The sequence below is a fragment of the Janthinobacterium sp. SUN100 genome, assembly GCF_030397705.1.
GTDB lineage: Bacteria > Pseudomonadota > Gammaproteobacteria > Burkholderiales > Burkholderiaceae_D > Janthinobacterium > Janthinobacterium kumbetense.
In genome coordinates, this window is record NZ_JAPUBU010000001.1 from 2,175,945 (window position 1) to 2,198,933 (window position 22,989).

Sequence of the window (22,989 nt, forward strand, 5' to 3'; positions counted from 1 at the left end):
CAGCCGTCAGGGAAACTGCGTAGTGTGGCGCTCGATGAACAGCAGGGCCGCGGCAGCCAGCGCCGGGCGCAGCGTTTCAAACACGGTTGCATCGCGCGCTTGCAGCAGGTTGGCGGCCACCTCGGGCAAGTCCAGTGCATCGCCGATGAACGCCGCCACCGCGTCGATATTCGCGTACAGGGCGCTGTCGAAGCCCTCCCATTCCACGTAGGCCAGCCACTCGGCCAGCATCACCACGCCGGCGACGGGCGGCGCCAATGCCGCGATACGCTCCAGGCGCAGCACGCTGTCGCTGCGGATATCTTCGTGCTGCAGCACGGCCAGCGCCACGTGCTGCAGCGCGTCTTCCGGATCGCGCCGGTACTTGTTCAGCAGGCGCTGCGTGAGCGTAAAACGTTCGATGTCGATGCCGCGCAGCGCGGCCGCCACGTCGTCATCGTGCAGCGCCAGGTGGCGCGCCGCGCAAGCGACATCCACGCCCGCTTTCGCGGCGACGATATCGGTGAGCTGCCGCCGGCGCGCGTCATCCATGCTTACACCAGCGGGTCGGTCGAGCCGGTCAGGGTGAAAATCTCGAAACCCGTTTCCGTCACGGCCAGCGAGTGCTCGAACTGCGCCGACAGCGAACGGTCTTTCGTCACCGTCGTCCATTTGTCCGGCAAGACCTTGACCTGGTAGCTGCCCACGTTGAGCATCGGTTCGATCGTGAAGATCATGCCCGGTTCGAGCACGATGCCCGTGCCGGCGCGGCCATAGTGCAGCACTTGCGGCGTGTCGTGGAAGACCTGGCCCACGCCATGGCCGCAGAAGTCGCGCACGGAGGAAAATCCCTGCGCCTTGGCCACCGCCTCGATGGCGGCGCCCACGTCGCCCAGGGTGGCGCCCGGACGCACGGTGTGGATGCCGGCCATCATGGCCTCATACGCCGTGTTGACGAGGCGGTTGGCCAGGATGGAGACGGCGCCCACCTTGAAGGTGCGGCTGGTGTCGCCGAACCAGCCCTGGAACTTCGGCGTCACGTCGATATTGAGGATGTCGCCCACTTTCAGGATCTTGGTCTCGGACGGGATGCCGTGCGTGACCACGTGATTGACGGAGATGCAGCTGGCGTGCTTGTAGCCGTGGTAATCGATGGTGCCGGGGATGGCGCCGGCGGCGCGCATGAATTCCTCGCACAGGGCGTCAAGCTTGGCCGTCGAGACGCCCGGTTTCACGAACGGCGCGATGTAGTCGAGCGTGTCGGCGGCGATGCGGCCGGCCGCGCGCATGCCGATGAAGCCTTCTTCGTCGTGCAGGGGGATTTTCTTGCCGTGTTCAAGCTGGGTGGAATAGCGCATGGTTTTCTTCTTGGTTAGTGTGTGGTGTGGGCGGCCCAGCCGCGCACGGCGTCGTGCGAGGCGCGCAGCATGGCGTCGACGCTGGCGGGGATCGGCCGCTCCTGGGTCAGGTAAGGCTTGACGACGGCCACGGGGGCGTCGATCAGCACGAATTTGAGCAGCATGTGATCCAGGTCAAGCTCCGTGGTCGCGGGCATGGCTTCGGCGCAGCGGACAAAGCAGGCGTCGAGCGCCGCCTGCTCCTCTTCGACGGCGGCCAGCAATTCCTCGCTGAGGCCACTGCTGAAATCGGGGCTGTCCGCGCATTGCAGCAGGAAGCGCGCATACACGGGCTTGCGCCGGCACCAGTCCAGCAAGCCGTGCACGCCGGCCCACGTATCGCCGCCGAGCCAGCGGCTGGCCACTTCCTCGCGGAAGTCGCTCTTCACGCGCAGCCAGGCGCGCGCCAGGATGGCGTTGCGCGAATCGAAGCGGTGATACACGGAGCCGATGGGCGCACCGGCCTTGACGGCGATGGCGGCCATCGAGACGGCGCCCACGCCGCACTGGGCGGCGACGGCAATCGCGCTGTCGATGAAGTTGTTTTCGTTGAATTTGGCTAGTCTGACCATTCAAATAGAATACAGATTCTATTTGAATCCGTCAAGCGGCTCCGTTCGCTGAAAAACGCGTCCAACGCGACTTGCCTTGCTGCCTTACAATGGTATGCACGAACCGCTACAAGGAGAATCCGCTTGCTTACGCCCCCCTTCATCGCCTCCTCCCGCTTCGATGATCCACGCCTGGCTTTGGCCCAAGTGCAAGCCATTTACCGCAGCAGCATCGAACACTTGCGCGATGCGCTGCAGCGCTTTGTCGCCGGCGAAGACATGCACGAACGGGTGCGCGCCTGCTACCCCTTCGTGCGCATCCAGACCGACACCGTGGCGCGCGCCGACTCGCCGCTGGCCTACGGCTTCGTCGCCGGCCCCGGCGTGTTCGAGACCACCCTGACGCGCCCCGACCTGTTCGGCGACTATTACCTCGACCAGTTCACCCTGCTACTGAAAAACCATAACAGCGGCCAGAAGGTGCACCTGGAAGTGGGCGTGAGCGCCCAGCCCATCCCCGTGCATTTCTCGTTCGCCGAGCATGACCATATCGAGGGCAATATGGATGCGGGCCGCCGCCTGGCCATGCGCGACCTGTTCGACCTGCCCGACCTGTCGGCCATGGACGACGGCATCGCCAACGGCACGCACGAACCGGCGCATGGCGAAGCGCAGCCGCTGTCGCTGTTCACGGGGCCGCGCGTGGATTACTCGCTGCAACGTCTGCGCCACTACAGCGGCACCTCGCCGCAGCATTTCCAGAACTTCGTCCTGTTTACCAATTACCAGTTCTACATCGACGAATTCATCCGCCTGGGCCACGCCCTGATGGACCGCGCGCCCGACGCCGCCGCGCCCTCGGACGACGACGGCTACATCGCCTTCGTCGAACCGGGCAACGTGGTCACGCGCCGCGTGGGACAGACGGTGGAAAGCGAGGATGCGCTGGGCGCCGCCCCGCCGCGCCTGCCGCAGATGCCCGCCTACCACCTGCTGCGCGCAGACGGCAGCGGCATCACCATGGTCAATATCGGCGTGGGACCGGCGAATGCGAAGACCATCACCGACCATATCGCCGTGCTGCGCCCGCACGCCTGGCTGATGCTGGGCCATTGCGCCGGCCTGCGCACCACGCAAAGCCTGGGCGACTACGTGCTGGCGCATGCGTATGTGCGCGAAGACCATGTGCTCGACGAAGACTTGCCGCTGTGGGTGCCGATCCCGCCGCTGGCGGAAATCCAGCAGGCGCTGCAAACGGCGGTGGCGGAAATCACCCAGCTGACAGGGCATGATTTAAAACACATCATGCGCACGGGGACCGTGGCCAGCACGGACAACCGCAACTGGGAACTGCTGCCGCAGCGTACGCCGGAGCGCCGTTTCAGCCAGAGCCGCGCCATCGCGCTGGACATGGAAAGCGCGACGATCGCCGCCAACGGCTTCCGCTTCCGCGTCCCGTACGGCACCCTGCTGTGCGTGAGCGACAAGCCGCTGCACGGCGAAATCAAGCTGCCCGGCATGGCCAACCACTTCTACCGCGAACGCGTCGACCAGCACCTGCGCATCGGCATCCGCGCCGTGGAACTGCTGCGCCGCCAGGGCGTGGACAGGCTGCACAGCCGCAAATTGCGCAGTTTTGCCGAGGTGGCGTTTCAGTAACTGTCAATCCGGATCGCATCATGGCTCGCCATGATGCGATCCGGGAATAGCTTAATGCTCAGGTGCGATCACGGAATGTTACAGTCGGTTCCGTATCTTCCACCGCACTTCTTGTCCCAAGTCCACTCCAAATCGTCTTTTTCCTGCAAATCAACAGAAAATGAAATGGCTGGCGAGGTCAGCGTCAACTTTACGATATTGGCGGTAGCGGACCATGTCTTCTCATCAGTCAACTCAGACAAGATGACGCCTTTGTCTATCTGCATGGTGATTTTACTGTTCGCCAGCAAATATGCCAGATTATCCTGAACGTATTGGCCGATAGGGAAACTTCCGCCGCCTGGCAAGGATACCGATTTATCTCGCGGTATCAGATTATTGAGTGCCGTCAGATAATTTTGATCGCGCTTGAAAAATGGAGTTGCGACACCGGCAATGCTCTGATTCAAGCCAGCAACGATGGCGTCATCTATCTTCGAACTACCAAGATTTACGATATAGTCTCCGATCACTGGCAATATCCAGCTAAGATTGGAGTCGCAATCGGTCGAAGAAGAAGGGTTTCCTGAAACTCCCATTCCTGGCAATATCTGCCCCGAGCCTTGCGGAGATCCCATCTGTGCATTGATGGTGAAATTATCAATGGCTGCACTATTAGTGCAGCGGAAACTGATGCCATATTTCTTACCGGAATACCCCATCAGAGTTTGATAACGTGGTGCCTGCACTGTGATACCAACAGTACCATCTGCCGCTGGTGCCAGCGTAAACAGCAAGCTACCTGTCACTTTACCGGAGTAAAACTGCACGCCATTATTCGTCGCCTGTTGTTTCAGAAAGGTATTCAGCGTTTTTTCCAAGCTATAGGGACCATTGGTAACCTGATCTGCAAATCTGGTTACCGGCCCTTGGTCCATCCGCTTCTCTGAATAGGCGACACTGCCACCTGCATAATGGACAGTGGCGATGTACGTCACGGCCGTTACCCGTGGCACCCATGCTGCATGCGCACTGCCGGCAATTAACAGGCAAGACAACAAAGCATATTTCTTCATTCAATTTCCTCAATGTGAAAAATTCATGAATTCAGGTCGCAAGCCGTATTCCCCATAGCCATACAGTCTCCGATAGAAAAAAGCGGCCTGCACTACATCACCTGACAGGATAAGTCGCACAAAATTTTAATGAATTGACATCCAATTCAAAGATAGAAATGTATCATGAAAATAACTCATCCCCTTTCTCGTGCATCTTATCTAATGAAATTTCAATGAACAGACGAATTGCAGTACCAGAGGAGTCAAAAAAATAAAAAGCCGAGGTCTGCGCAAGCAGCCCCGGCCCCTTTGAATATTTCGAGAAAAATAGAATAAATGAATTTTAGTGCATCAAGAAGTTTTTCGTTTACAGTATGCAGGCCTTGAATAGCACGAACAAATGATGTACTGCATGGCATGAAAGAGAAAAAGCATCAATTACCATATAGCAATTGATGCTTTTTTCACAGACGCCCCATGTCGGTGTTACAGGAAGCGATCCAAAATTTTCCGCGTCGTCTTGTCAATATTGAACATGTCGCGGATCAAAAAGTGAATGCCGTGGTTATCGGCGATCAAGAGCGACGCGGCGCCGATGCGGCGGATGTCTTCCTCGCCCTTCAGCACGAACTGCGTCTCGCCCCGGTCCGTGTCGACGTACCAGGTGCACGGCGTGGCGAAACTGGAGACGCTTTTCACGCGCGCGATCTCGGGCATGAATTCGCGCCCTTCCAGCTCTTCCTGCAGCAGGCTGCGCGCCGGCTCGGGCAAGGTGTCGACATGGTCGATCCACGCCACTTCCTTGCCATTGCCCAGCACCAACGAAATGCCTTCGTCGGGCGACTGGATGGGAAAGGCGCGCACGGGCGCCACGCCTTCAAAGACCTGGCCGTCCGCGTCCGTCATCACCAGCTTGCCGAAGGTGTCGCGGTGTAATGTAAAAGTTGTACTGGCCATGCTTATTCCTTGTCATCCAGGGCGAGTTCGTTGTTGCGCGCCTGTGCTTCGTAGAGGCGGAAATAGGCGCCCTCTTTCGCCATCAATTCATCGTGGCTGCCCACTTCGACGACCTGGCCGCGGTCCAGCACCACCAGGCGGTCGGCGCGGTGCAGGGTCGACAGCCTGTGCGCGATGGCGATCGTCGTGCGGCCCTGCACCAGGTTGTCCAGCGCCTTCTGGATTTCTTTTTCCGTTTCCGAGTCCACCGACGACGTGGCTTCATCCATGATCAGGATGCGCGGGTCGATCAGCAGCGCGCGGGCGATGGAGATGCGCTGGCGTTCGCCGCCGGACAAGCCCTGGCCACGCTCGCCCACCATCGAATCGTAGCCTTGCGGCAGGCGCAGGATGAATTCGTGCGCATGCGCGGCACGCGCGGCGGCGATGATTTCCTGGCGCGTCGCGTGCGGCTTGCCGTAGGCGATATTTTCCGCGATGGTGCCGAAGAACAGGAATGGCTCCTGCAGCACCAGGCCGATATTGCGGCGGTAGTCGGAGACGGCGAACGAGCGGATATCGACGCCGTCGAGCAAAATGGCCCCTTCCGAGACGTCGTAGAAACGGCAGATCAGGTTGACCAGGGTGCTCTTGCCGGAACCGCTGTGGCCCACCAGGCCGATCATCTCGCCGGCCTTGATATTCAGCGTGATGCCGCGGTTGACGGCGCGGTTGCCATAGCGGAAACCGACTTCGCGCAAGTCGATGCGGCCTTCGATCTTCTCCAGCTTGACCGGTTGCGCCGGCTCCGGCACGCTCGACACGTGGTCGAGGATGTCGAAGATGCGCTTGGCGGCGGAGGCCGACTTCTGCGTCACGGAGACGATGCGGCTCATGGAATCAAGGCGGCCATAGAAGCGCGTGCTGTAGGCGATGAAGGCGGTCAGCACGCCGACGGTGATTTCGCCGCGCGACAGCTGCCAGATGCCGAAGCACCAGATGACCAATAAACCCATCTCCGTCAGGAAGGACACGGTGGGCGAGAACAGCGACCAGACCTTGTTCAATTTGTCGTTGACGGCCAGGTTGTGCGCGTTGGCGTCGCGGAAGCGGGCCGCTTCGCGTTTTTCCTGCGCAAACGCCTTCACCACGCGGATGCCGGGAATCGTATCGGCCAGCACGTTGGTCACTTCGCTCCACACGCGGTCGATCTTTTCAAAGCCCGTGCGCAGGCGGTCGCGCACCAGGTGGATCATCCAGGCGATGAAGGGCAATGGCGCCAGGGTCATGATGGCCAGCCACGGGTTCATCGACCACAAAATGACACCGGTCATGATAATCATCAGCACGTCGGAAGCGAAATCGAGCAAATGCAGCGAGAGGAAGACGCAGATGCGGTCGCTGCCGCTGCCGATGCGCGCCATCAGGTCGCCCGTGCGCTTGCCGCCGAAAAATTCCAGCGACAGCTTCATCAGGTGTTCATACGTGGCCGAGCGCAGGTCGGCGCCCATGCGTTCGGACACCAGCGCCAGCACATAGGTCTTGCCCCAGCCCAGCAGCCAGGCCAGCAGGGCCGAACCGAGCAAGCCGCTCATGTAATACACCACCAGCCACGGATCGATGTGCTTGCCGTTTTGATATGGGATCAGCACATTGTCCATCAGCGGCGCCGTCAGGTAGGGCGGAATCATGTGCGCGGCCGTACTCAGCAGCATCAACAGGAAGCCCAGGGCCAGTTGTCCACGGTAGGGGTGGGCGAAGCGCCACAGGCGGAACAGGGTCCAGGTCGATGGCGGCGTGTACAGCACCTTGGCGCAGATCGGGCATTCTTCCTGCTCCGGCTCCAGCGGGGCCTTGCAGCTAGGACACACTTCCTGCTCCGCTTCCAGCACGGGCTGGCCCGTCAGGTGGCTGTCGAGGCGCTCGACGAACTGTTCCAGCACGCGGATGGCGTGCAGGTTCTGGCCCAGGGTGAAGCGCCACGAAGCCAGGCGGCCGTGGTCGTCGAACAGTTCCAGGTGGCCGACACCGGCGTGGTCATGGTGCGTCAGGCGCAATCCAGGGCGGAAAGACCAGCTTTTCCAGGCCGTATCGCCCGGCGAACGGGCCAGTAAACGCTTCTCGGTGACAACAATTATGCCTTTTGTGAAACGTAATCGCGCATCGAGGTCAACCTCAACGCTACTTAAAACGTTCTCCCCTGGAGAAAGGTTGCTCTCGACTTCCGCCAGCCAGTGTTCAGGCAGCGAGGTGAGGGGAATAGTTGTTGCAGGAACACTCAGTTCAGTTGTCATCGTAAAGCATACTCCGGCTCGAGGCCAAGCCCTTCAGGGCGGGATTTGGGGGATGGGGCAGACGCCCGATCAATGTTTGTGTACTGCGCGATGGCGAGGTGGATGCACCAGTGGCAATTTCCTGTATTGTATCGAATGGATGCCTGCCGGTAAGGAATGATGGCAAAACGGCGCAAAAAAAATGCGCGGCTGTCGCAGGAAGTGCCAGGCAGGCGCGGCGCTTTTGCAACGCGGCCGCGATACGGAGCAAGTATACAACAGCCCGCTGTTGCGCAAATGCTCCAGCTTAGCCCAGAGTCGGTATCTTTATAACAAGTATGGCAACAATTAGTAACAATTAGAATGACAACACCAGCAGAATACGAGAAGCAAACGCGACAAGAGGCCTCTAAAAGTGGCACACTGCGCATACCCGGGATAAAGAACCAAGCACGAGCCTGAAAAGACTCTGTAGAGCCAACATAAAGTATCTGGCGCCCAGACGCCTGGCTTGTTATCAAGAAACCACTTACATGATCAAGAAGAAGAACATCGAATTTGCCCGCGTCACCCACTTGCGCGGCCCCAACATCTGGACTTACCGCCCGGTGATTGAAGCCTGGGTCGACATCGGCGAACTGGAAGACTATCCATCCAATACCCTGCCCGGCCTGTACGAACGCCTGGTGGCGTGGCTGCCTGGCATGATCGAGCACCGCTGCGGCGTGGGCGAACGGGGCGGCTTTTTCGAGCGCCTGCGCGAAGGCACGTGGTCGGCCCACATCCTCGAGCACGTGGTGCTGGAACTGCAAAACCTGGCAGGCATGCGCACGGGCTTCGGCCAGACGCGCTCGACCAGCCAGCGCGGCGTCTACAAGATGGCCTTCCGCACGCGCGAAGAGCACGTGGGCCGCGCCGCCCTGGCCGCCGCGCGCGAACTGCTGATGGCCGCCATCAACGATGAAGCCTACGACCTGGAAGCGGCCCTGGCGCCCCTGCGCGACATGGTCGATTCGCGCTGCCTGGGCCCGAGCACGGCCAGCATCGTCGATGCCGCCACCGAGCGCCGCATCCCTTCCTTGCGCCTGAACGACGGCAACCTGGTGCAGCTGGGCCACGGCGCCGCGCAGCGCCGCATCTGGACGGCCGAAACGGACCGCACCAGCGCGATTGCCGAAGGCATCGCCAGCGACAAGGATCTGACCAAATTCCTGCTCAAATCGTGCGGCGTGCGCGTGCCCGAGGGCAGCCTGGTGCGCAGCGCCGAGGCGGCCTGGGAGGAAGCGCAGGACATCGGCGTGCCCGTCGTCGTCAAGCCGTATGACGGCAACCATGGCCGCGGCGTGTCGTTGAACCTGATGACGGAAGCGGACGTGAAGGCAGCCTACGACCTGGCCGCGCGCAAGGGCGACAGCTCGGCCGTGCTGGTGGAAAGCTTCATCACGGGCGACGAACACCGCCTGCTCGTCGTCGGCAACAAGCTGATCGCGGCCGCCAAGGGCGAATCGCTGTGGGTCGACGGCGACGGCGTTTCCACCGTGCTGGAACTGGTGAACACGCAGATCAATACCGACCCGCGCCGCGGCGAAGGCGAGGATTTCCCATTGGGTACCGTCAAGCCGCATGAATCGGGCGAAATCGTGCTGGAACTGCAGCGCCAGGGCATGACCGCCCTGTCCGTGCCGCAGGCGGGCCAGAAAGTGCTGATCCAGCCGAACGGCAACGTGGCCATCGACGTCACGGACGACGTGCATCCGTCCGTCGTGCATGCGGCCCTGCTGGCCGCGCGCGTGGTTGGCCTGGATATCGCCGGCATCGACCTGGTCACCACCGACATCACGCGTCCGCTGGAAGAACAGCGCGGCGCCATCATCGAAGTCAATGCCAGCCCCGGCCTGCTGGCGCACATCAAGCCGGGCGTAGGCCAGCCCCGCCCTGTCGGCGCGGCCATCGTCGACCACCTGTTCGCCGCCGAGGAAACGGGCCGCATTCCGCTGATCGGCGTGACGGGCACGCGCGGCGCCAGCCTGATCGTGCGCATGCTGTGCAAGCTGCTCAACCTGTCGGGCCTGCACACGGGCGCCGTCTGCAGCGAAGGCATGTACCTGGACCAGCGCCGCGTCGTCAGCAGCGATTGCGTGAACTGGGATGCGGGCCAGCGCCTGCTGCTCAACCGCACCGTGCAGACGGCCCTGTTCGAAAGCAATCCGCGCATGATCCTGGCCGAAGGCCTGGCCTACGACAAGTGCCAGATCGGCGTCGTCACGGACATGGGCAGCCTCGATAGCGTCAAGGAGTTCGACGTGCTGGACGAAGCGGGCCTGTACAAGGCCGTGCGCAGCCAGGTCGACGTGGTGGTGCCGACGGGCGTGGCCGTGCTGAACGCCGCCAACGCGCACGTGCTGGAACTGGCCGAGCTGTGCGACGGCAGCGTGACGCTGTATGCGCAGGATGGCAGCCTGGCCGCCATCGCGGCGCAACTGGCCGCCGGCCAGCGCGCCGTGTTCGTGCGCGGCAACCACATCGTGCTGGCCGAAGGCGGCATCGAAACGGTCCTGCTGTGCCTGGACCTGCTGAAACCGGCCACGGCCGGCAATGTCGACAGCGTGCTGGCCGTCGCGGCCGCCGCCTGGGCCCTGAACCTGCCCGTCGACCTGATTTGCGCGGGCCTGCGCACCTTCGACGCGGCCCCCGGCTGCATCGGGAACTGAAAACCAGAGACGTCAAACCAAACCTACTGCGCGGCGCGATTTGCGGCCTCCGATGCTCACTGTGCATCCGCACAGCTCCGCTTCTCGGCCACAAATCCCATCCGCTCGCTACGGTTTAATTTGACGTAAAAGCCCGGCTTCGGCCGGGCCCACAAGAACACAACAGGATTACGGTTTAATTATGGAAGTATCTCGCGTACGGGCCTTGCGGGGCCCTAACCTCTGGAGCCACGACACCGCCGTGGAAGCCATTGTTTCCTGCACCACGCAGGAACTCGACATCGCCCAGCTGCCCGGCTTCGAAGCCCGCCTGCGCGCGCTCTTCCCGCAACTGAGCCCGCTGCAACCGCTGGGCAACTACAACGCCGCGCCGATGGCGCAGGTGCTGGAACTTGCGGCGCTGGGCCTGCAGGCGCAAGCCGGCTGCCCCGTCACCTTCAGCCGCACCACGCCGACCCTGGAAACGGGCATCTTCCAGGTCGTCGTCGAATATTCGGAAGAAGCCGTCGGCCGCCTGGCCCTGGAACTGGCGCAGCAGCTGTGCCAGGCCGCCCTGGCCGATGCGCCGTTCGACCTGGCCGGCGCCCTGCACCAGTTGCAGGAACTCGATGAAGACGTGCGCCTGGGCCCCTCGACGGGCGCCATCGTCAACGCCGCCGTGGCCCGCAACATCCCGTTCCGCCGCCTGACCGAAGGCAGCCTGGTGACGTTCGGCTGGGGCAGCAAGCAGCGCAAGATCCAGGCCGCCGAAATGGACGGCACCAGCGCCATCGCGGAAGCCATCGCGCAAGACAAGGAACTGACGAAAAAACTGCTCGATTCTGCCGGCGTGCCGGTGCCGCACGGCCGTGTCGCCATCGACGCGGACGACGCCTGGGCCGCCGCCTGCGAGATCGGCCTGCCCGTCGTCGTCAAGCCGAAGGATGGCAACCAGGGCAAGGGCGTGACCGTCAACGTCACCACGCGCGAACAGCTGACGGCCGGCTTCCTCGCGGCGCAGGAATTCCGCGACGATATCCTCGTCGAGCGCTACCTGCCGGGCCACGATTTCCGCTTGCTCGTCATCGGCAACAAGATGGTGGCGGCGGCCCGCCGCGACCCGCCGCAAGTGGTGGGCGACGGCCAGCACACGGTGCGCGAACTGGTCGACCAGGTCAACCTGGACCCGCGCCGCGGCAGCGGCCACGCCACCTCGCTGACGAAAATCCGCTTCGACGACATCGCCCTGGCCAGCCTGGCCAAGCAGGGCTACGTGGCCGAATCCGTGCCGCCCGTGGGCCAGCGCGTGATCTTGCGCAATAACGCCAATCTGTCGACGGGCGGCTCGGCCACCGACGTCACCGTCGACGTACACCCGGAAGTGGCGGCGCGCGCCGTCGCGGCCGCGCACATGGTGGGCCTGGACATCTGCGGCGTGGACGTCGTCTCCGAAAGCATTTTGAAACCGCTGGAAGAGCAGAACGCCGGCATCGTCGAAGTGAACGCCGCGCCGGGCTTGCGCATGCACCTGGCGCCGTCGTTCGGCAAGCCGCGCCCAGTGGGCGAAGCCATCATCGCCGCCATGTTCGCCGAAGGCGACGATGGCCGCATTCCCGTCGTCGCCGTCACCGGCACCAACGGCAAGACCACCACCGTGCGCCTGATCGCCCACCTGCTGACGGCTTCCGGCCTGCGCACGGGCATGACGAACACGGATGGCGTGTACATCGAAGGGCGTCAGATCGACAGCGGCGACTGCAGCGGCCCGCGCAGCGCGCGCAACGTGCTGCTGCACCCTGACGTGGACGCGGCCGTGTTCGAGACGGCGCGCGGCGGCATGCTGCGCGAAGGCCTGGCATTCGACCGCTGCCAGGTCGCCGTGGTGACGAATATCGGCGCGGGCGACCACCTGGGCCTGAACTACATCACCACCGTGGAAGACCTGGCGGTCCTGAAACGCGTGATCGTGCAGAACGTGGCCGACAGCGGCGTGGCCGTGCTGAACGCCACCGACCCTGCCGTGGCGCGCATGGCCAAGAATTGCAGCGGCACGGTGACCTTCTTCGCCGCCGACAAGACGCATCCCGTGATGGCCACGCACCGCGCGCAAGGCAACCGCGTGGTGTACGTGGAAGACGGCAAGCTGGTCGCGGCGCAAGGCAACGAGCGCCACGAAATCGCCCTGTCGCAAGTGCCGATCACGCGCAACGGCGCCATCGGCTTCCAGGTCGACAACGTCATGGCGTCGCTGGCCGCCGCCTGGGCCGTGGGCCTGGACTGGAAAACCATCGCGCTGGGCCTGAAAACCTTCGCCAATGAAGCCGACAATGCGCCGGGCCGCTTCAACGTCTTCGATTATCGTGGAGCCACCCTGATCGCCGACTACGGCCACAATCCGGACGCCATCCTGGCGCTGGTGCAGGCCGTGGAAAGCATGCCGGCCAAGCGCCGTTCGGTGGTCATCAGCGGCGCCGGCGACCGCCGCGACGAAGACATCCGCCAGCAGACGGAAATCCTCGGCGCCGCGTTTGACGACGTGCTGCTGTACCAGGACCAGTGCCAGCGCGGCCGCGCCGACGGCGAAGTAGTGGCATTGCTGCGCCAGGGCCTGGACGGCGCCAAGCGCACCAGCCATATCGATGAAATCAACGGCGAATTCGTCGCCATCGACAAGGCCCTGGCACGCCTCGGCGAAGGCGATTTGTGCCTGATCCTGATCGACCAGGTGGAAGAAGCGCTGGCGCACATCGCCAAGCGCGTCGCCGAAGCCTGAGCGCTGTAACAGTGCACACAAGGGCGGCCTGCGGGCCGCCCTTTTTTTATCGTCCACCGTCTCCCGCCGCGCACCTGCATGGTGCAAAAGTCCCCTTGCAAGCTTGTAAATTCAGGCATGAAAATTGCTCATAAGAAAACATAAATGGGCTGACGAGAAGGTGGGGCACGCATGGTGGGCAGAATCTCGCGCATGATCGGGAAATTGACGGTGGGGCGCAAACTGGCGCTGATCTATTTGCTCGACCTGTCCGCCGTGATCTTCATTTCCGGCATCCTCATCAACGAAAAATACATCGCCATCGACTTCTCGCGCAAGGAGATGGCGGGCAATGACTACATTGCCACGATCCGCGATGCGCTGCTGCCCCTGGCGCGCAGCACGGCGCAGCCGGGCGCGCAGGCAGCGGCCGTGGAGCAGGCCGAAAGCCGCTTCGGCGCCGGCATGCGCAGCGCCGAACTGAATGCGCAATTTGCCGCCCTGCTGCGCCAGGCCGGCAGCATTTCCGCTACGCCGGACAGCATCGCGCCCTCGCCCGCCTTCGTGGCCGGGCGCGCACTGCTCACGCGCGTGGGTAACCAATCGAACCTGATCCTCGACCCGGACCTGGACAGCTACTACACGATGTCGCTGGTGATCCTGCGCTTCCCCGAACTGCTGGAAGTGATCAACAGCACGCGCGCCCTGGCCCTGCAATTGGCGACGGCCGAAGGCGCGCAGCGCCAGCGCCTGCAGACCCAGTTCCTGATACTGGAGGGGCGCATGGACGCCACCATGGCCGGCATCGGCAGCGACTACACGGAGGCGTTCGCGGCCAGCACGCCGCTGCTGCGCCAGCACCTGGACGGCTCGCGCGCGGCCCTGCGGCAGGCCGTGGCGCAGTTACGCGCCAGTACCCAGGCGCTGGCCGGCGCGCAAGCCAACCCCGCAGGCACGCAGGAACTGCTGCGCCGCGATGCGGTGGCCGCCGCGGCCCTGCAGCGAGCCTGGCGCGCGGCGGAAGGCCAATTGCACCGTCTGATCCAGCTGCGCGTGGACGGCTTCTTCACGCGCATGTGGCTGCACCTGGGCACAGCCGTGCTGCTGCTGGTGATGATACTGGGCCTGGTGTTTTTCGTCGCGCGCCAGATCGCCCTGCCCATCCGCCGCCTGGCGCGCGTGGCGCAGGAAGTGCGCGAAACGGGCGACCATAGCCTGCGCGCCGTCTGGGACAGCGAGGATGAAACGGGCCGCCTGGTCGGCGCCTTCAATACCATGCTGCAGCAGCTCGACTTCCAGCGCATGGCGCAGCAGGAGCTGGTGGCGCGCGCCAGCGCGGCCGATGCGCAGCGCCAGCTGGTCGACGCCATTCCCATCCCGCTGATGGTCACCTCGATTCCGCATCACCAGGTGCTGCACGCGAACCAGGCCGCGCACGCGTGGCAGGGCGGCCTGGAACTGGACCCGTGGGTGGGCGGCATGCATCCGCAAGCCCGTTCGCGCTTCTTCCAGCGCTTGAGCGACCTGGGCGCCGTCGATGAATTCGAGGTGTGCTGGAGCGGCGGCGGCACGCCCACGTGGGCCTTGATTTCCGCGCGCCTGATCGACTACCAGGGCCAGCGCGCCGTGCTGTCGACCTTCACGCCGATCAACAAGATGAAGCTGATGGAGTCGCGCCTGGAACTGTGGGCCAAGGTATTCGAGGCATCGGCCGAAAGCCTGATCGTGATGGACGCCGGCATGCGCATCATCACCGTCAACCAGGCCTTCCGCCGCCATTCGCTGTACGACATGGTGGAGCTGATCGGCAAGCGCCCGGCCTTCCTGCTCGCGCCGGAGAACCCGCCCGAGCAGCTCGACAGCCTGCGCCAGACCCTGGCGCGGCGCGGTTACTGGCAGGGAGAGATCCGGGTGCAGCGCAAGTCGCTGGAAAGCTATCCCGCCTGGCTGGTGATGAACGCCGTGCGCGACCTCGACGGCGTCACCACGCATTTCATCGCCAGCTCGCTCGACATCAGCGAACGCAAGGCCAGCGAGCGGCAGATCGAGCACATGGCCCACCACGATGCGCTGACGGGACTGGCGAACCGCCACGTGTCGAAAGTGCGCCTGGCGGCCGCCATCGCGCAGGCGCGCCGCAGCGGCGAAAAGGTGGGCGTGCTGTTCGTCGACCTGGACCGTTTCAAGCACGTCAACGACGCGCTGGGCCACCACGTGGGCGACGCGCTGCTGCAATCGGTCTCAAAGCGCCTGCTGCAGCTGGTGCGCGAAGGCGATACCGTCAGCCGCCTGGGCGGCGATGAATTCGTCGTCATCCTCAACGGCGTCGGCGATGCCGCATCCATCGCCGCCCTGCTCGACACGCGGCTGATACCGGCCATGCGCGAGCCGCACCAGGTGGAAGGCAACGAGCTGTATGTCTCGTGCAGCGTGGGCGTGGCCATCTACCCGGACCACGGCGGCGACATGGATACCCTGATGCGCCACGCCGATGCGGCCATGTACCAGGCCAAGAGCGGCGGGCGCGATCACGCGCGCATGTTCACGCCGCAGATGCAGGAACAGCAGCTGCAACAGCTGCACCTGGAAAGCGATCTGCGCCACGCCATCGAGCGGCAGGAACTGGTGCTGTACTACCAGCCGCGCATCGATGCGAAAAGCAGCCGCCTGAATGGCGTGGAAAGCCTGATCCGCTGGCTGCACCCGCAGCACGGCCTGATCGCGCCCGACAGCTTCATTCCCGCCGCCGAGGAATCGGGCCTGATCGTCGCCATCGGCGCGTGGGTCATCCGCGAGGCGTGCCGCCAGCAGCTGGCCTGGCGCGAGGCGGGCGCGGGCGACATCGCCGTGTCGATCAACCTGTCGGCCATCCAGCTGAAAAGCGGCGGCCTGGTGGCCACCTTGCGCGAGGTGCTGCGCGAGTTTCCCGTCACGCCGGGACAGATCGAATTCGAACTCACGGAATCGATCCTGATGGACAACGTGGACGACACCATCGCCACCCTGCACGCCATCAAGGCGCTGGGTTTCGCGCTGTCGATCGACGATTTCGGCACCGGCTATTCGAGTCTGAACTACCTGTGCCGCTTCCCGCTCGACAAGCTGAAAATCGACATGAGCTTCGTGCAGGACATCCACGGCTCGCCGCAAAACCTGGCGGTGACAAAAACCATCATCGGCCTTGGCCATACCCTGGGCTTGACGGTGACCGCCGAGGGCGTGGAAAGCGCGTCCGATGCGGACGTGCTGCGCCACGCCGGCTGCGATGAATTACAGGGCTACTATTTTGCCCGCCCCATGCCGCAGGCGCACTTCATGGCCTGGCTGGCGCACAGCGCCGCGCCCTGCGCCGCCTGACACTTGCTGTGGAGCGTCCGCAACGCGCCCGCGCCAGGTTCGACAACGCGCGGAGCGCCGCCAGGGCGCATGAATGCAGCAGGGATACCGGAATTGGTATTGACATCGCAAAAGAAGTCATTTGTGGGGCAAAGTCATTCCCACCTACCATGTTTCTGAGCAAGTTCCAGCTCTGGCGGCGACTGCCGCGGCGTTCTCAACATAACTAAAATACAGGTGGAGACAAGATGAAGCAATCGATGGCAACGGGCACCCGCACGCCCAAGCAAAACACACGGCTGACCTTGAAGGCCACGGTGGCCGCCCTGGCCGGCGCCGGCCTGCTGACTAGCGCTTCCGTCTGGGCGCAACAGGCGCCCGCCGTGGAAGCGGTAGCAACGGTGGAAACGGCAGCACCGGAGGCACCGGCGGCGGCTGACAATGCCGGCATCGCCGTCGTCGCCGTCACCGGCGTGCGCCGCGCCGCACAAAGCGCGCAAACGATCAAGAAGAACAACGACCAGGTGGTCGACTCCATCGTCGCCGATGAAATCGGCAAATTCCCCGACAAGAACGTGGCCGAAATCCTCGGCCGCGTGACAGGCGTGCAAATCCGCCGCGAAGGCGGCGAAGCGGGTTCCGTCATCATCCGCGGCCTGCCCGGCGTGGTGACCCTGCTCAACGGCCGTGAAATGTTCACCTCCGTGGGCCGCAGCCTGTACCTGGCCGACATCCCGACGGCCATGCTGCAGCGCGTGGACGTGTACAAATCGCAGGGCGCCGACATGGTCGAAGGCGGCACGGCCGGCGTGGTCGACGTGCGCACCAACCGCCCGTTCGACTTCAAGGGCTTTACGGCGTCGGGCAACGTGCGCGCCGAGCACCGCGACAAGTCCGGCTCGACGGATCCGAACGTCAGCGGCATGGTCTCGAACCGCTGGAAGACCGCATATGGCGAATTCGGCGCCCTGCTCGGCCTGTCCTACCAGCGCAGCAAATACTATGACGAGACGATCTGGAACGCCGAACCCGTCAAGCGCCCCGACGCGGGCAACATCACGGGACCCGATTCCGTCGGCATGATCCCCACCGTGGGCGACCGCAAGCGCTACGCGGCGAATGCCGCCTTCCAGTGGCGCCCGAACTCGCAGGTGGAAGTGTATGCGGAAGGCATGTCGACCCTGATCAAGCACGCGTTCGACAGCCAGTTCTTCGTCGGTTCACTGCCCTGGGGCCAGAACCCGGACATCACCCTGATCCCCGGCACCAATCAGGCGGCCACGGTGGGCAAGATCGACGGCCCCTGGTCGCCGTTCACGCTCGGTTCGACCCAGGCGCGGCGCGACCGCTCGATCGGTTCGCAAGGCGCCATCGGCGCGCGCTGGGACATCACGCCGCAGCTGCGCGCCACGACGGAACTGGCGCGCACGGTCAGCAACTTCGAGCGCGAATTTCCCATCCTCGACTTCCTCGCCCATCCGACCAGCGTGATCGGCAGCACGAACGTCAACGGCGGCGCGCAAATCAGCTACCCCGGCTACAACATGCTGGATCCGAAGAACTACACGCTGCTGGGCTTCTACGATAACCACAGCCACGACGAAGGCAGCTCGACCGACTGGCGCGGCGACGTCACCTACGACATGGACAGCACGGGCTTCTTCCGTGAATTTTCGGGCGGCGTGCGCCTGGCCAAGCGCAAGGCCGAATCGATCCGCGAAAAGAACGTGCAAGGCGGGCTGACGTCGATCATGACCGCGGACGCCCTGCCCGGCCTGGCATGCACCTCGCACAAGAACACGGGCAACTTCGGCCTGCAAAGCTGGCTCACGCCGTGCCGCGACTACATGCTCAACAACACGGACACCTTGCGCCAGTTGTTTACGGGCAGCAGCGAGCGCAGCCCGGACGATCCGATGACCCACTTCAAGGATGTGGAAAAAACCAATGCCGTCTACGGCAAGGCGCGCATCGGCTTTGATCTGGCGCAAGTGCCGGTCGATGGCACCGTGGGCGTGCGCGTGGTGCAGACCAAGCAGGACTTGCAAGGCAATTCTTCGCAAGATGGCATCGTCACGCCCGTGCGCGTGAAAACGTCCGATACGGACGTACTGCCCAGCCTGACCCTGAAAGCCATGCTGCGCCAGGACCTGGTCGCCCGCCTGACGGCCGGCAAGGCGGTGCAGCGCCCGAACTTCGCCGACTTCAACCCCGGCGTGACCTTGGGCAAGAGTCTGGAAATGGTGCGTCCGACGGGCAGCGGCGGCAATCCCGACCTCAAACCCGTGGAAGGCAAGAACCTCGATGCGGCGCTGGAATGGTATTTCGCGCAGACGGGTTCCGTCACGGCCACCGTATTCCGCCACAACTTCAAGAATTACATCCTGTCCGGTTCGGCCAAGGAAACGTATGACGGCATCGAGTACGACATCACGCGTCCGCGCAACACCTCGAAGGGCCATCTGCAAGGCGTGGAAATGGCTTACCAGCAGTTCTACGACAAGCTGCCCGGCTGGATGAGCGGCCTGGGCCTGCAGGCGAACGCCACCTACATGACGGGCGAGCTGGAAGAATTGAATGGCAGCGCGCATCCGTTCACGGGCATGTCGAAATGGTCGGCCAATATCGTCGGCCTGTACGAACAGGGACCGTGGTCGGCGCGCCTGGCCTACAGTTGGCGCGACAAGTACGTCGACGACTACAACTACCGCGGCAAGGGCATCCACCTGACCGTGGCGCCCACCAAGACCCTGGACGCGTCGGTCTCGTACAAGCTCAACCCGAATACCACGGTGACGCTGGACGCAAACAACCTGCTCGACTCGACCTACCGCGACTATCACGACACGCCGGACTATGTGCGCGATGTGCGGCGCTATGACAAGGTTGTAGGCCTGTCTTTGCGCTGGAGCTACTAAAAACGCCCAGGGCGTTGTTGCCGCGCCTCGCCGTACTGTGCGTACTGTCTTCGGCGCGGCGCCTAGCCCTGGACGTTTTTAGCACCGGCAGTAACGCCTGACCAAACTGGCTGCGCGGCGCGCTTTGCGGCCGGCGATGGTTTTGTCAGGCGTCGAAACGTCGTTGAAATACATATTTTTTCTTCCTTCGAGGGTTTTCAGCGCCAGCCGGCAACGGTTGGCGTTTTTTTTGCCTTGTGGAATCTATCCGACAGTGGAATTGATCTGGCGCAAAGTGGTGGCGCCGGGGCGCTTTTATGCTGGCAGCTTGACTAGCGAACCCGGCGGGGGACAGCATGCGCAATGCACGGCCCATCGACACACAGTTATTCCAACCCGACATCCCGGTACGGCTCGACATGCGTACGGCGGCGCTGGTCGAGCATGCGCTGGCCTTGCAGGAAATGGCCGGCACGGGTGCCGCCGCCCTGTTCCTGCACTGCCACGACGTGCCGCTGCCCACCGCCCTGCGCGTGCTGACAACGGGACCGCGCCGCAAACCGGCCGGGCCGCACCTGTTTGCCCGCCTGCGTCCACGCACGGCCGCCCGGGTGCAAGGCGCGCCGCTACCGGCGCGCTGACGAATCCTGTACCATCGCCGCAACCTATCAACTGAGGCACGGCGATGCAGGCAGCGACACCCCACGATTCCTATGCGGCACTGATGGACCTGATCAAGGCGCGCCATGCGCAGCTGAGCCCGCAATTCCAGGCCGGCGCCCGCTACCTGGCCGACCATCCGGACGAGGTGGCCGTCTCGTCGATGCGCAGCATCGCCGCGCGCGCCCAGGTGCAGTCGGCCGCCCTCGTGCGCCTGGCGCAGCAGCTGGGCTTTGCCGGCTGGCCGGAACTCAAGGCCATCTTCGTCGAACGCCTGCGCGCGGGGCCAAGCGGCTACGCGGCCAAGGCGGGCGCGCTGGCCGGCAAAGAGGGGAAAGAGCGCGACCTGGTCACCGAAGTGTTCACGGTGCAGCAGCGCAACCTGGCCGCCACGGAAAGCGCCAACCACGCGGCCCTGGATGCTGCCGCCAATCTGCTGCAGGCGGCGCCCCGCGTGCACGTGGCCGGCTTTCGCGCCGCCCACCCGATCGCCTACACCCTGCACTACCTGTACCGGCTGCTGCGCCCCAGCGTGCAGCTGCTGAGCGGCCAGGGCGGCACCCTGGAAATGGACTTGCGCGCCCTGCAGGCGGGCGAAGCCGTCGTCGTCGTCAGCTTCGCGCCGTATTCGAGCGAAGCGCTGCTGGTGACGCAGGCGGCGCGCCAGGCCGGCTGCCGGGTGGTCGCCATCAGCGACAGCGCCATGTCGCCGCTGGCCCTGCAGGCCGACGCCAGCATCGTCATCGCCGTCGACAGCCCCTCGTTCTTCCCCTCCATCGTGGCCGGTGTCGCGGCCGTGGAAAGCCTGGTGGAACTGCTGGTGGCGCGCGCGGGGCCGGATGCCGTCACGGCCATCGGCGCGGCGGAACAGCAATTGCGGGCGCTGGGCGCCTACGCAAAAACATCAAATGATGTAAATTAAATACAAATACATCAAACGTTGCAATATGACGTGGCGCATCCTATAATCGGCCATCTCCCCTGCCGATAAGAAAGCGACGCCATGAGCCATGTCTTCCACCGCAGCCTGACCGCCAGCTATCCCATCGCCACGGGCGGCGACGGCCCTTACCTGATCGATGCGGATGGCAAGCGCTACCTGGACGCCTGCGGCGGCGCGGCCGTCTCCTGCCTCGGCCATTCGGATGCGGCCGTGATCGCCGCCGTGCAGCAGCAGGTTGCCAGCCTGGCGTATGCGCACAGCTCCTTCTTTACCACCGAGCCGATGGAGCAGCTGGCCGATTTCCTCGTCGCCCGCGCCCCTGCCGGCATCGACAGCGTGTATTTCGTCTCGGGCGGTTCGGAAGCGGTGGAAAGCGCGCTGAAAATGGCGCGCCAGTATTTCGTCGAACGGGGCCAGCCGCAGCGCCGCCACGTCATTGCGCGCCGCCAGAGCTACCACGGCAACACCCTGGGCGCGCTGGCCACGGGCGGCAACGCCTGGCGCCGCCAGCAGTTCGAGCCCTTGCTGATCGACGTGACGCACGTGTCTCCCTGCTACGCCTGGCGCGACCAGGCAGCCCATGAAACGGACGGCGACTACGTCGCGCGCCTGGGCCAGGAGCTGGAAGAGCATATCGCCGCACTGGGCGCGGACAACGTCATGGCCTTCATCGCCGAACCCGTCGTCGGCGCCACGGCTGGCGCCCTGCCCGCCGTCGCCGGCTACTTCCAGCGCATGCGCGCCATTTGCCAGCGCCACGGCATCCTCCTGATCCTCGACGAAGTCATGTGCGGCATGGGGCGCACGGGCAGCCTGTTCGCCTGCGAGCAGGAAGGCGTCACGGCTGACCTCATCTGCATCGCCAAGGGCCTGGGCGCCGGCTACCAGCCCATCGGCGCCGTGATGGTGTCGCAGGACATCCGCGACACGATCCGCGCCGGCACGGGCTTCTTCCAGCACGGCCACACCTACATCGGTCACGCCACGGCCTGCGCCGCCGCGCTGGCCGTACAGCGGCAGATCGAGGAACGCGATCTGCTGGCCAACGTGTGCGCCATGGGCGCCTTGCTGCAAGAGCGGCTGCATGCGCGTTTCGACGGCCATGCGCACGTGGGCGACATCCGCGGCCGCGGCCTGTTCCTGGGCCTGGAACTGGTGCAGGACCGCAGTACCAAGCAGCCGTTCGACCCGGCCCGCCGCCTGCACGCGCGCATCAAGGCGCACGCCATGCAGAACGGACTGATGTGCTACCCCATGGGCGGCACTATCGACGGCCTGCACGGCGACCACATCCTGCTGGCGCCGCCCTACATCATCGACGCCAGCCATGTCGACGAGATCGTCGACAAGCTGGGCACGGCCATCGACACGAGCGTGGGCTAAGCGCGCCCGCTGTTGCCCACGGTAGACATCAGGCTGGCGCCGCAGCTGGTCTTGTGACCGTCGAAGGCCACGGGCACGCCGTCGATCAGCACCTGCGGATCACCCTCGGCGATCACGCAGCGCACGTGGCCCTTGATCGGGCAAACGCAAGGGTCGCCCTTGCGCGCCACGGCCACGCCCAGCACGGTACTCTTCGGCGCCGCGCCCACCACCTTGCCGCCATGGCTGGTGGGGTCGTTCAAGCGGATCACGCCACGCATACTGCCTCCTCTCACTGTCCAACGCATAGCGCGGCACCTGTCCATACGGGCCGCTCCCGCCTACATTATCGGATGCTACGCAACAGTCGTCATTGCGTTCGAACACATTGACGGCTTGCCGGGCGCCGAAATGGCAATCGCCGTCAATGGCAGCTTTTGTTCACTCCTTGTCAATATTAATTGACTTATTCGAAACAATCGTTTTAAATCAGGAAGTTACTCAAAATCAATCATCT

The 22,989-nt window shown here is 63.9% G+C and carries 15 protein-coding genes; 8 read left to right on the plus strand and 7 right to left on the minus strand.

Features of this window, described 5'->3' with window-relative positions:
• Positions 1–6: 6 nt before the first annotated feature.
• Genes O0881_RS09600 through O0881_RS09610 form a run of 3 tightly spaced genes read right to left on the minus strand, consistent with a single transcriptional unit; the run spans position 7 to position 1,948 of the window.
• Positions 7–531 carry a hypothetical protein gene (locus O0881_RS09600; RefSeq protein ID WP_289911061.1) on the minus strand — a complete coding sequence of 175 codons (525 nt, stop codon included), beginning with the start codon at positions 529–531 and terminating at the stop codon, positions 7–9.
• Between the two features lie 2 nt (positions 532–533).
• Positions 534–1,337, minus strand: a complete 804-nt coding sequence (gene map / locus O0881_RS09605) for a type I methionyl aminopeptidase (RefSeq protein ID WP_099666967.1) — start codon at positions 1,335–1,337, stop codon at positions 534–536.
• A gap of 14 nt (positions 1,338–1,351) precedes the next feature.
• Positions 1,352–1,948, minus strand: coding sequence for a TetR/AcrR family transcriptional regulator (locus O0881_RS09610; RefSeq protein WP_034783384.1), 597 nt, complete (start codon positions 1,946–1,948; stop codon positions 1,352–1,354).
• A gap of 123 nt (positions 1,949–2,071) precedes the next feature.
• On the opposite strand from O0881_RS09610, the gene O0881_RS09615 reads away from it, so the two are divergent.
• Positions 2,072–3,586, plus strand: coding sequence for an AMP nucleosidase (locus O0881_RS09615; RefSeq protein WP_251350403.1), 1,515 nt, complete (start codon positions 2,072–2,074; stop codon positions 3,584–3,586).
• Between the two features lie 68 nt (positions 3,587–3,654).
• Here the strand turns inward: O0881_RS09615 and O0881_RS09620 are convergent, their stop codons facing one another.
• The 3 genes from O0881_RS09620 to O0881_RS09630 all read right to left on the minus strand — a co-directional run bounded on the left by O0881_RS09620 (position 3,655) and on the right by O0881_RS09630 (position 7,853).
• Positions 3,655–4,641, minus strand: coding sequence for a hypothetical protein (locus O0881_RS09620; RefSeq protein WP_289911063.1), 987 nt, complete (start codon positions 4,639–4,641; stop codon positions 3,655–3,657).
• A 468-nt stretch (positions 4,642–5,109) separates the two neighbouring features.
• Positions 5,110–5,580, minus strand: a complete 471-nt coding sequence (locus O0881_RS09625) for a DUF1854 domain-containing protein (protein WP_099666965.1) — start codon at positions 5,578–5,580, stop codon at positions 5,110–5,112.
• 2 nt (positions 5,581–5,582) lie between these two features.
• Entirely contained in the window at positions 5,583–7,853 is a 2,271-nt protein-coding gene (locus O0881_RS09630) for an ABC transporter ATP-binding protein (RefSeq protein ID WP_289911065.1), read from the minus strand.
• Positions 7,854–8,365: 512 nt separating this feature from the next.
• Here O0881_RS09630 and cphA (O0881_RS09635) point away from each other — a divergent pair.
• From cphA (O0881_RS09635) to O0881_RS09665, 7 genes are all read left to right on the plus strand, one after another.
• Positions 8,366–10,543: a cyanophycin synthetase gene (cphA, locus tag O0881_RS09635; protein ID WP_289898584.1), complete on the plus strand. Its 2,178-nt coding sequence runs from the start codon at positions 8,366–8,368 to the stop codon at positions 10,541–10,543.
• 181 nt (positions 10,544–10,724) lie between these two features.
• Positions 10,725–13,295 carry a cyanophycin synthetase gene (gene cphA, locus O0881_RS09640; protein ID WP_099666962.1) on the plus strand — a complete coding sequence of 857 codons (2,571 nt, stop codon included), beginning with the start codon at positions 10,725–10,727 and terminating at the stop codon, positions 13,293–13,295.
• A 192-nt stretch (positions 13,296–13,487) separates the two neighbouring features.
• The gene (locus O0881_RS09645) at positions 13,488–16,631 is read left to right on the plus strand and encodes an EAL domain-containing protein (RefSeq protein WP_289911067.1); all 3,144 of its coding nucleotides are present in this window, start codon (positions 13,488–13,490) and stop codon (positions 16,629–16,631) included.
• A 227-nt stretch (positions 16,632–16,858) separates the two neighbouring features.
• On the plus strand, positions 16,859–19,528 hold the full coding sequence (locus O0881_RS09650) for a TonB-dependent receptor (protein ID WP_289911068.1): 2,670 nt from the start codon (positions 16,859–16,861) through the stop codon (positions 19,526–19,528).
• A 335-nt stretch (positions 19,529–19,863) separates the two neighbouring features.
• Entirely contained in the window at positions 19,864–20,148 is a 285-nt protein-coding gene (locus O0881_RS09655) for a hypothetical protein (protein ID WP_077407612.1), read from the plus strand.
• Positions 20,149–20,192: 44 nt separating this feature from the next.
• Positions 20,193–21,089: a MurR/RpiR family transcriptional regulator gene (locus O0881_RS09660; protein ID WP_289911069.1), complete on the plus strand. Its 897-nt coding sequence runs from the start codon at positions 20,193–20,195 to the stop codon at positions 21,087–21,089.
• 81 nt (positions 21,090–21,170) lie between these two features.
• The gene (locus O0881_RS09665; protein WP_289911070.1) at positions 21,171–22,493 is read left to right on the plus strand and encodes an aspartate aminotransferase family protein; all 1,323 of its coding nucleotides are present in this window, start codon (positions 21,171–21,173) and stop codon (positions 22,491–22,493) included.
• Here the strand turns inward: O0881_RS09665 and O0881_RS09670 are convergent.
• Positions 22,490–22,753, minus strand: coding sequence for a PAAR domain-containing protein (locus O0881_RS09670; RefSeq protein ID WP_289904035.1), 264 nt, complete (start codon positions 22,751–22,753; stop codon positions 22,490–22,492). The two genes, O0881_RS09665 and O0881_RS09670, sit on opposite strands and share 4 nt — an antisense overlap.
• Between the last annotated feature and the right edge of the window lie 236 nt (positions 22,754–22,989).

Coding starts and splice junctions, on each gene's coding strand:
- O0881_RS09655 (WP_077407612.1), top strand. CDS start 19,864: ATGCGCAATGCACGGCCCATCGACACACAGTTATTCCAACCCGACATC.
- map (WP_099666967.1), bottom strand. CDS start 1,337: ATGCGCTATTCCACCCAGCTTGAACACGGCAAGAAAATCCCCCTGCAC.
- O0881_RS09645 (WP_289911067.1), top strand. CDS start 13,488: ATGATCGGGAAATTGACGGTGGGGCGCAAACTGGCGCTGATCTATTTG.
- O0881_RS09650 (WP_289911068.1), top strand. CDS start 16,859: ATGAAGCAATCGATGGCAACGGGCACCCGCACGCCCAAGCAAAACACA.
- O0881_RS09670 (WP_289904035.1), bottom strand. CDS start 22,753: ATGCGTGGCGTGATCCGCTTGAACGACCCCACCAGCCATGGCGGCAAG.
- O0881_RS09665 (WP_289911070.1), top strand. CDS start 21,171: ATGAGCCATGTCTTCCACCGCAGCCTGACCGCCAGCTATCCCATCGCC.
- cphA (WP_099666962.1), top strand. CDS start 10,725: ATGGAAGTATCTCGCGTACGGGCCTTGCGGGGCCCTAACCTCTGGAGC.
- O0881_RS09630 (WP_289911065.1), bottom strand. CDS start 7,853: ATGACAACTGAACTGAGTGTTCCTGCAACAACTATTCCCCTCACCTCG.
- O0881_RS09620 (WP_289911063.1), bottom strand. CDS start 4,641: ATGAAGAAATATGCTTTGTTGTCTTGCCTGTTAATTGCCGGCAGTGCG.
- O0881_RS09610 (WP_034783384.1), bottom strand. CDS start 1,948: ATGGTCAGACTAGCCAAATTCAACGAAAACAACTTCATCGACAGCGCG.
- cphA (WP_289898584.1), top strand. CDS start 8,366: ATGATCAAGAAGAAGAACATCGAATTTGCCCGCGTCACCCACTTGCGC.
- O0881_RS09600 (WP_289911061.1), bottom strand. CDS start 531: ATGGATGACGCGCGCCGGCGGCAGCTCACCGATATCGTCGCCGCGAAA.
- O0881_RS09660 (WP_289911069.1), top strand. CDS start 20,193: ATGCAGGCAGCGACACCCCACGATTCCTATGCGGCACTGATGGACCTG.
- O0881_RS09625 (WP_099666965.1), bottom strand. CDS start 5,580: ATGGCCAGTACAACTTTTACATTACACCGCGACACCTTCGGCAAGCTG.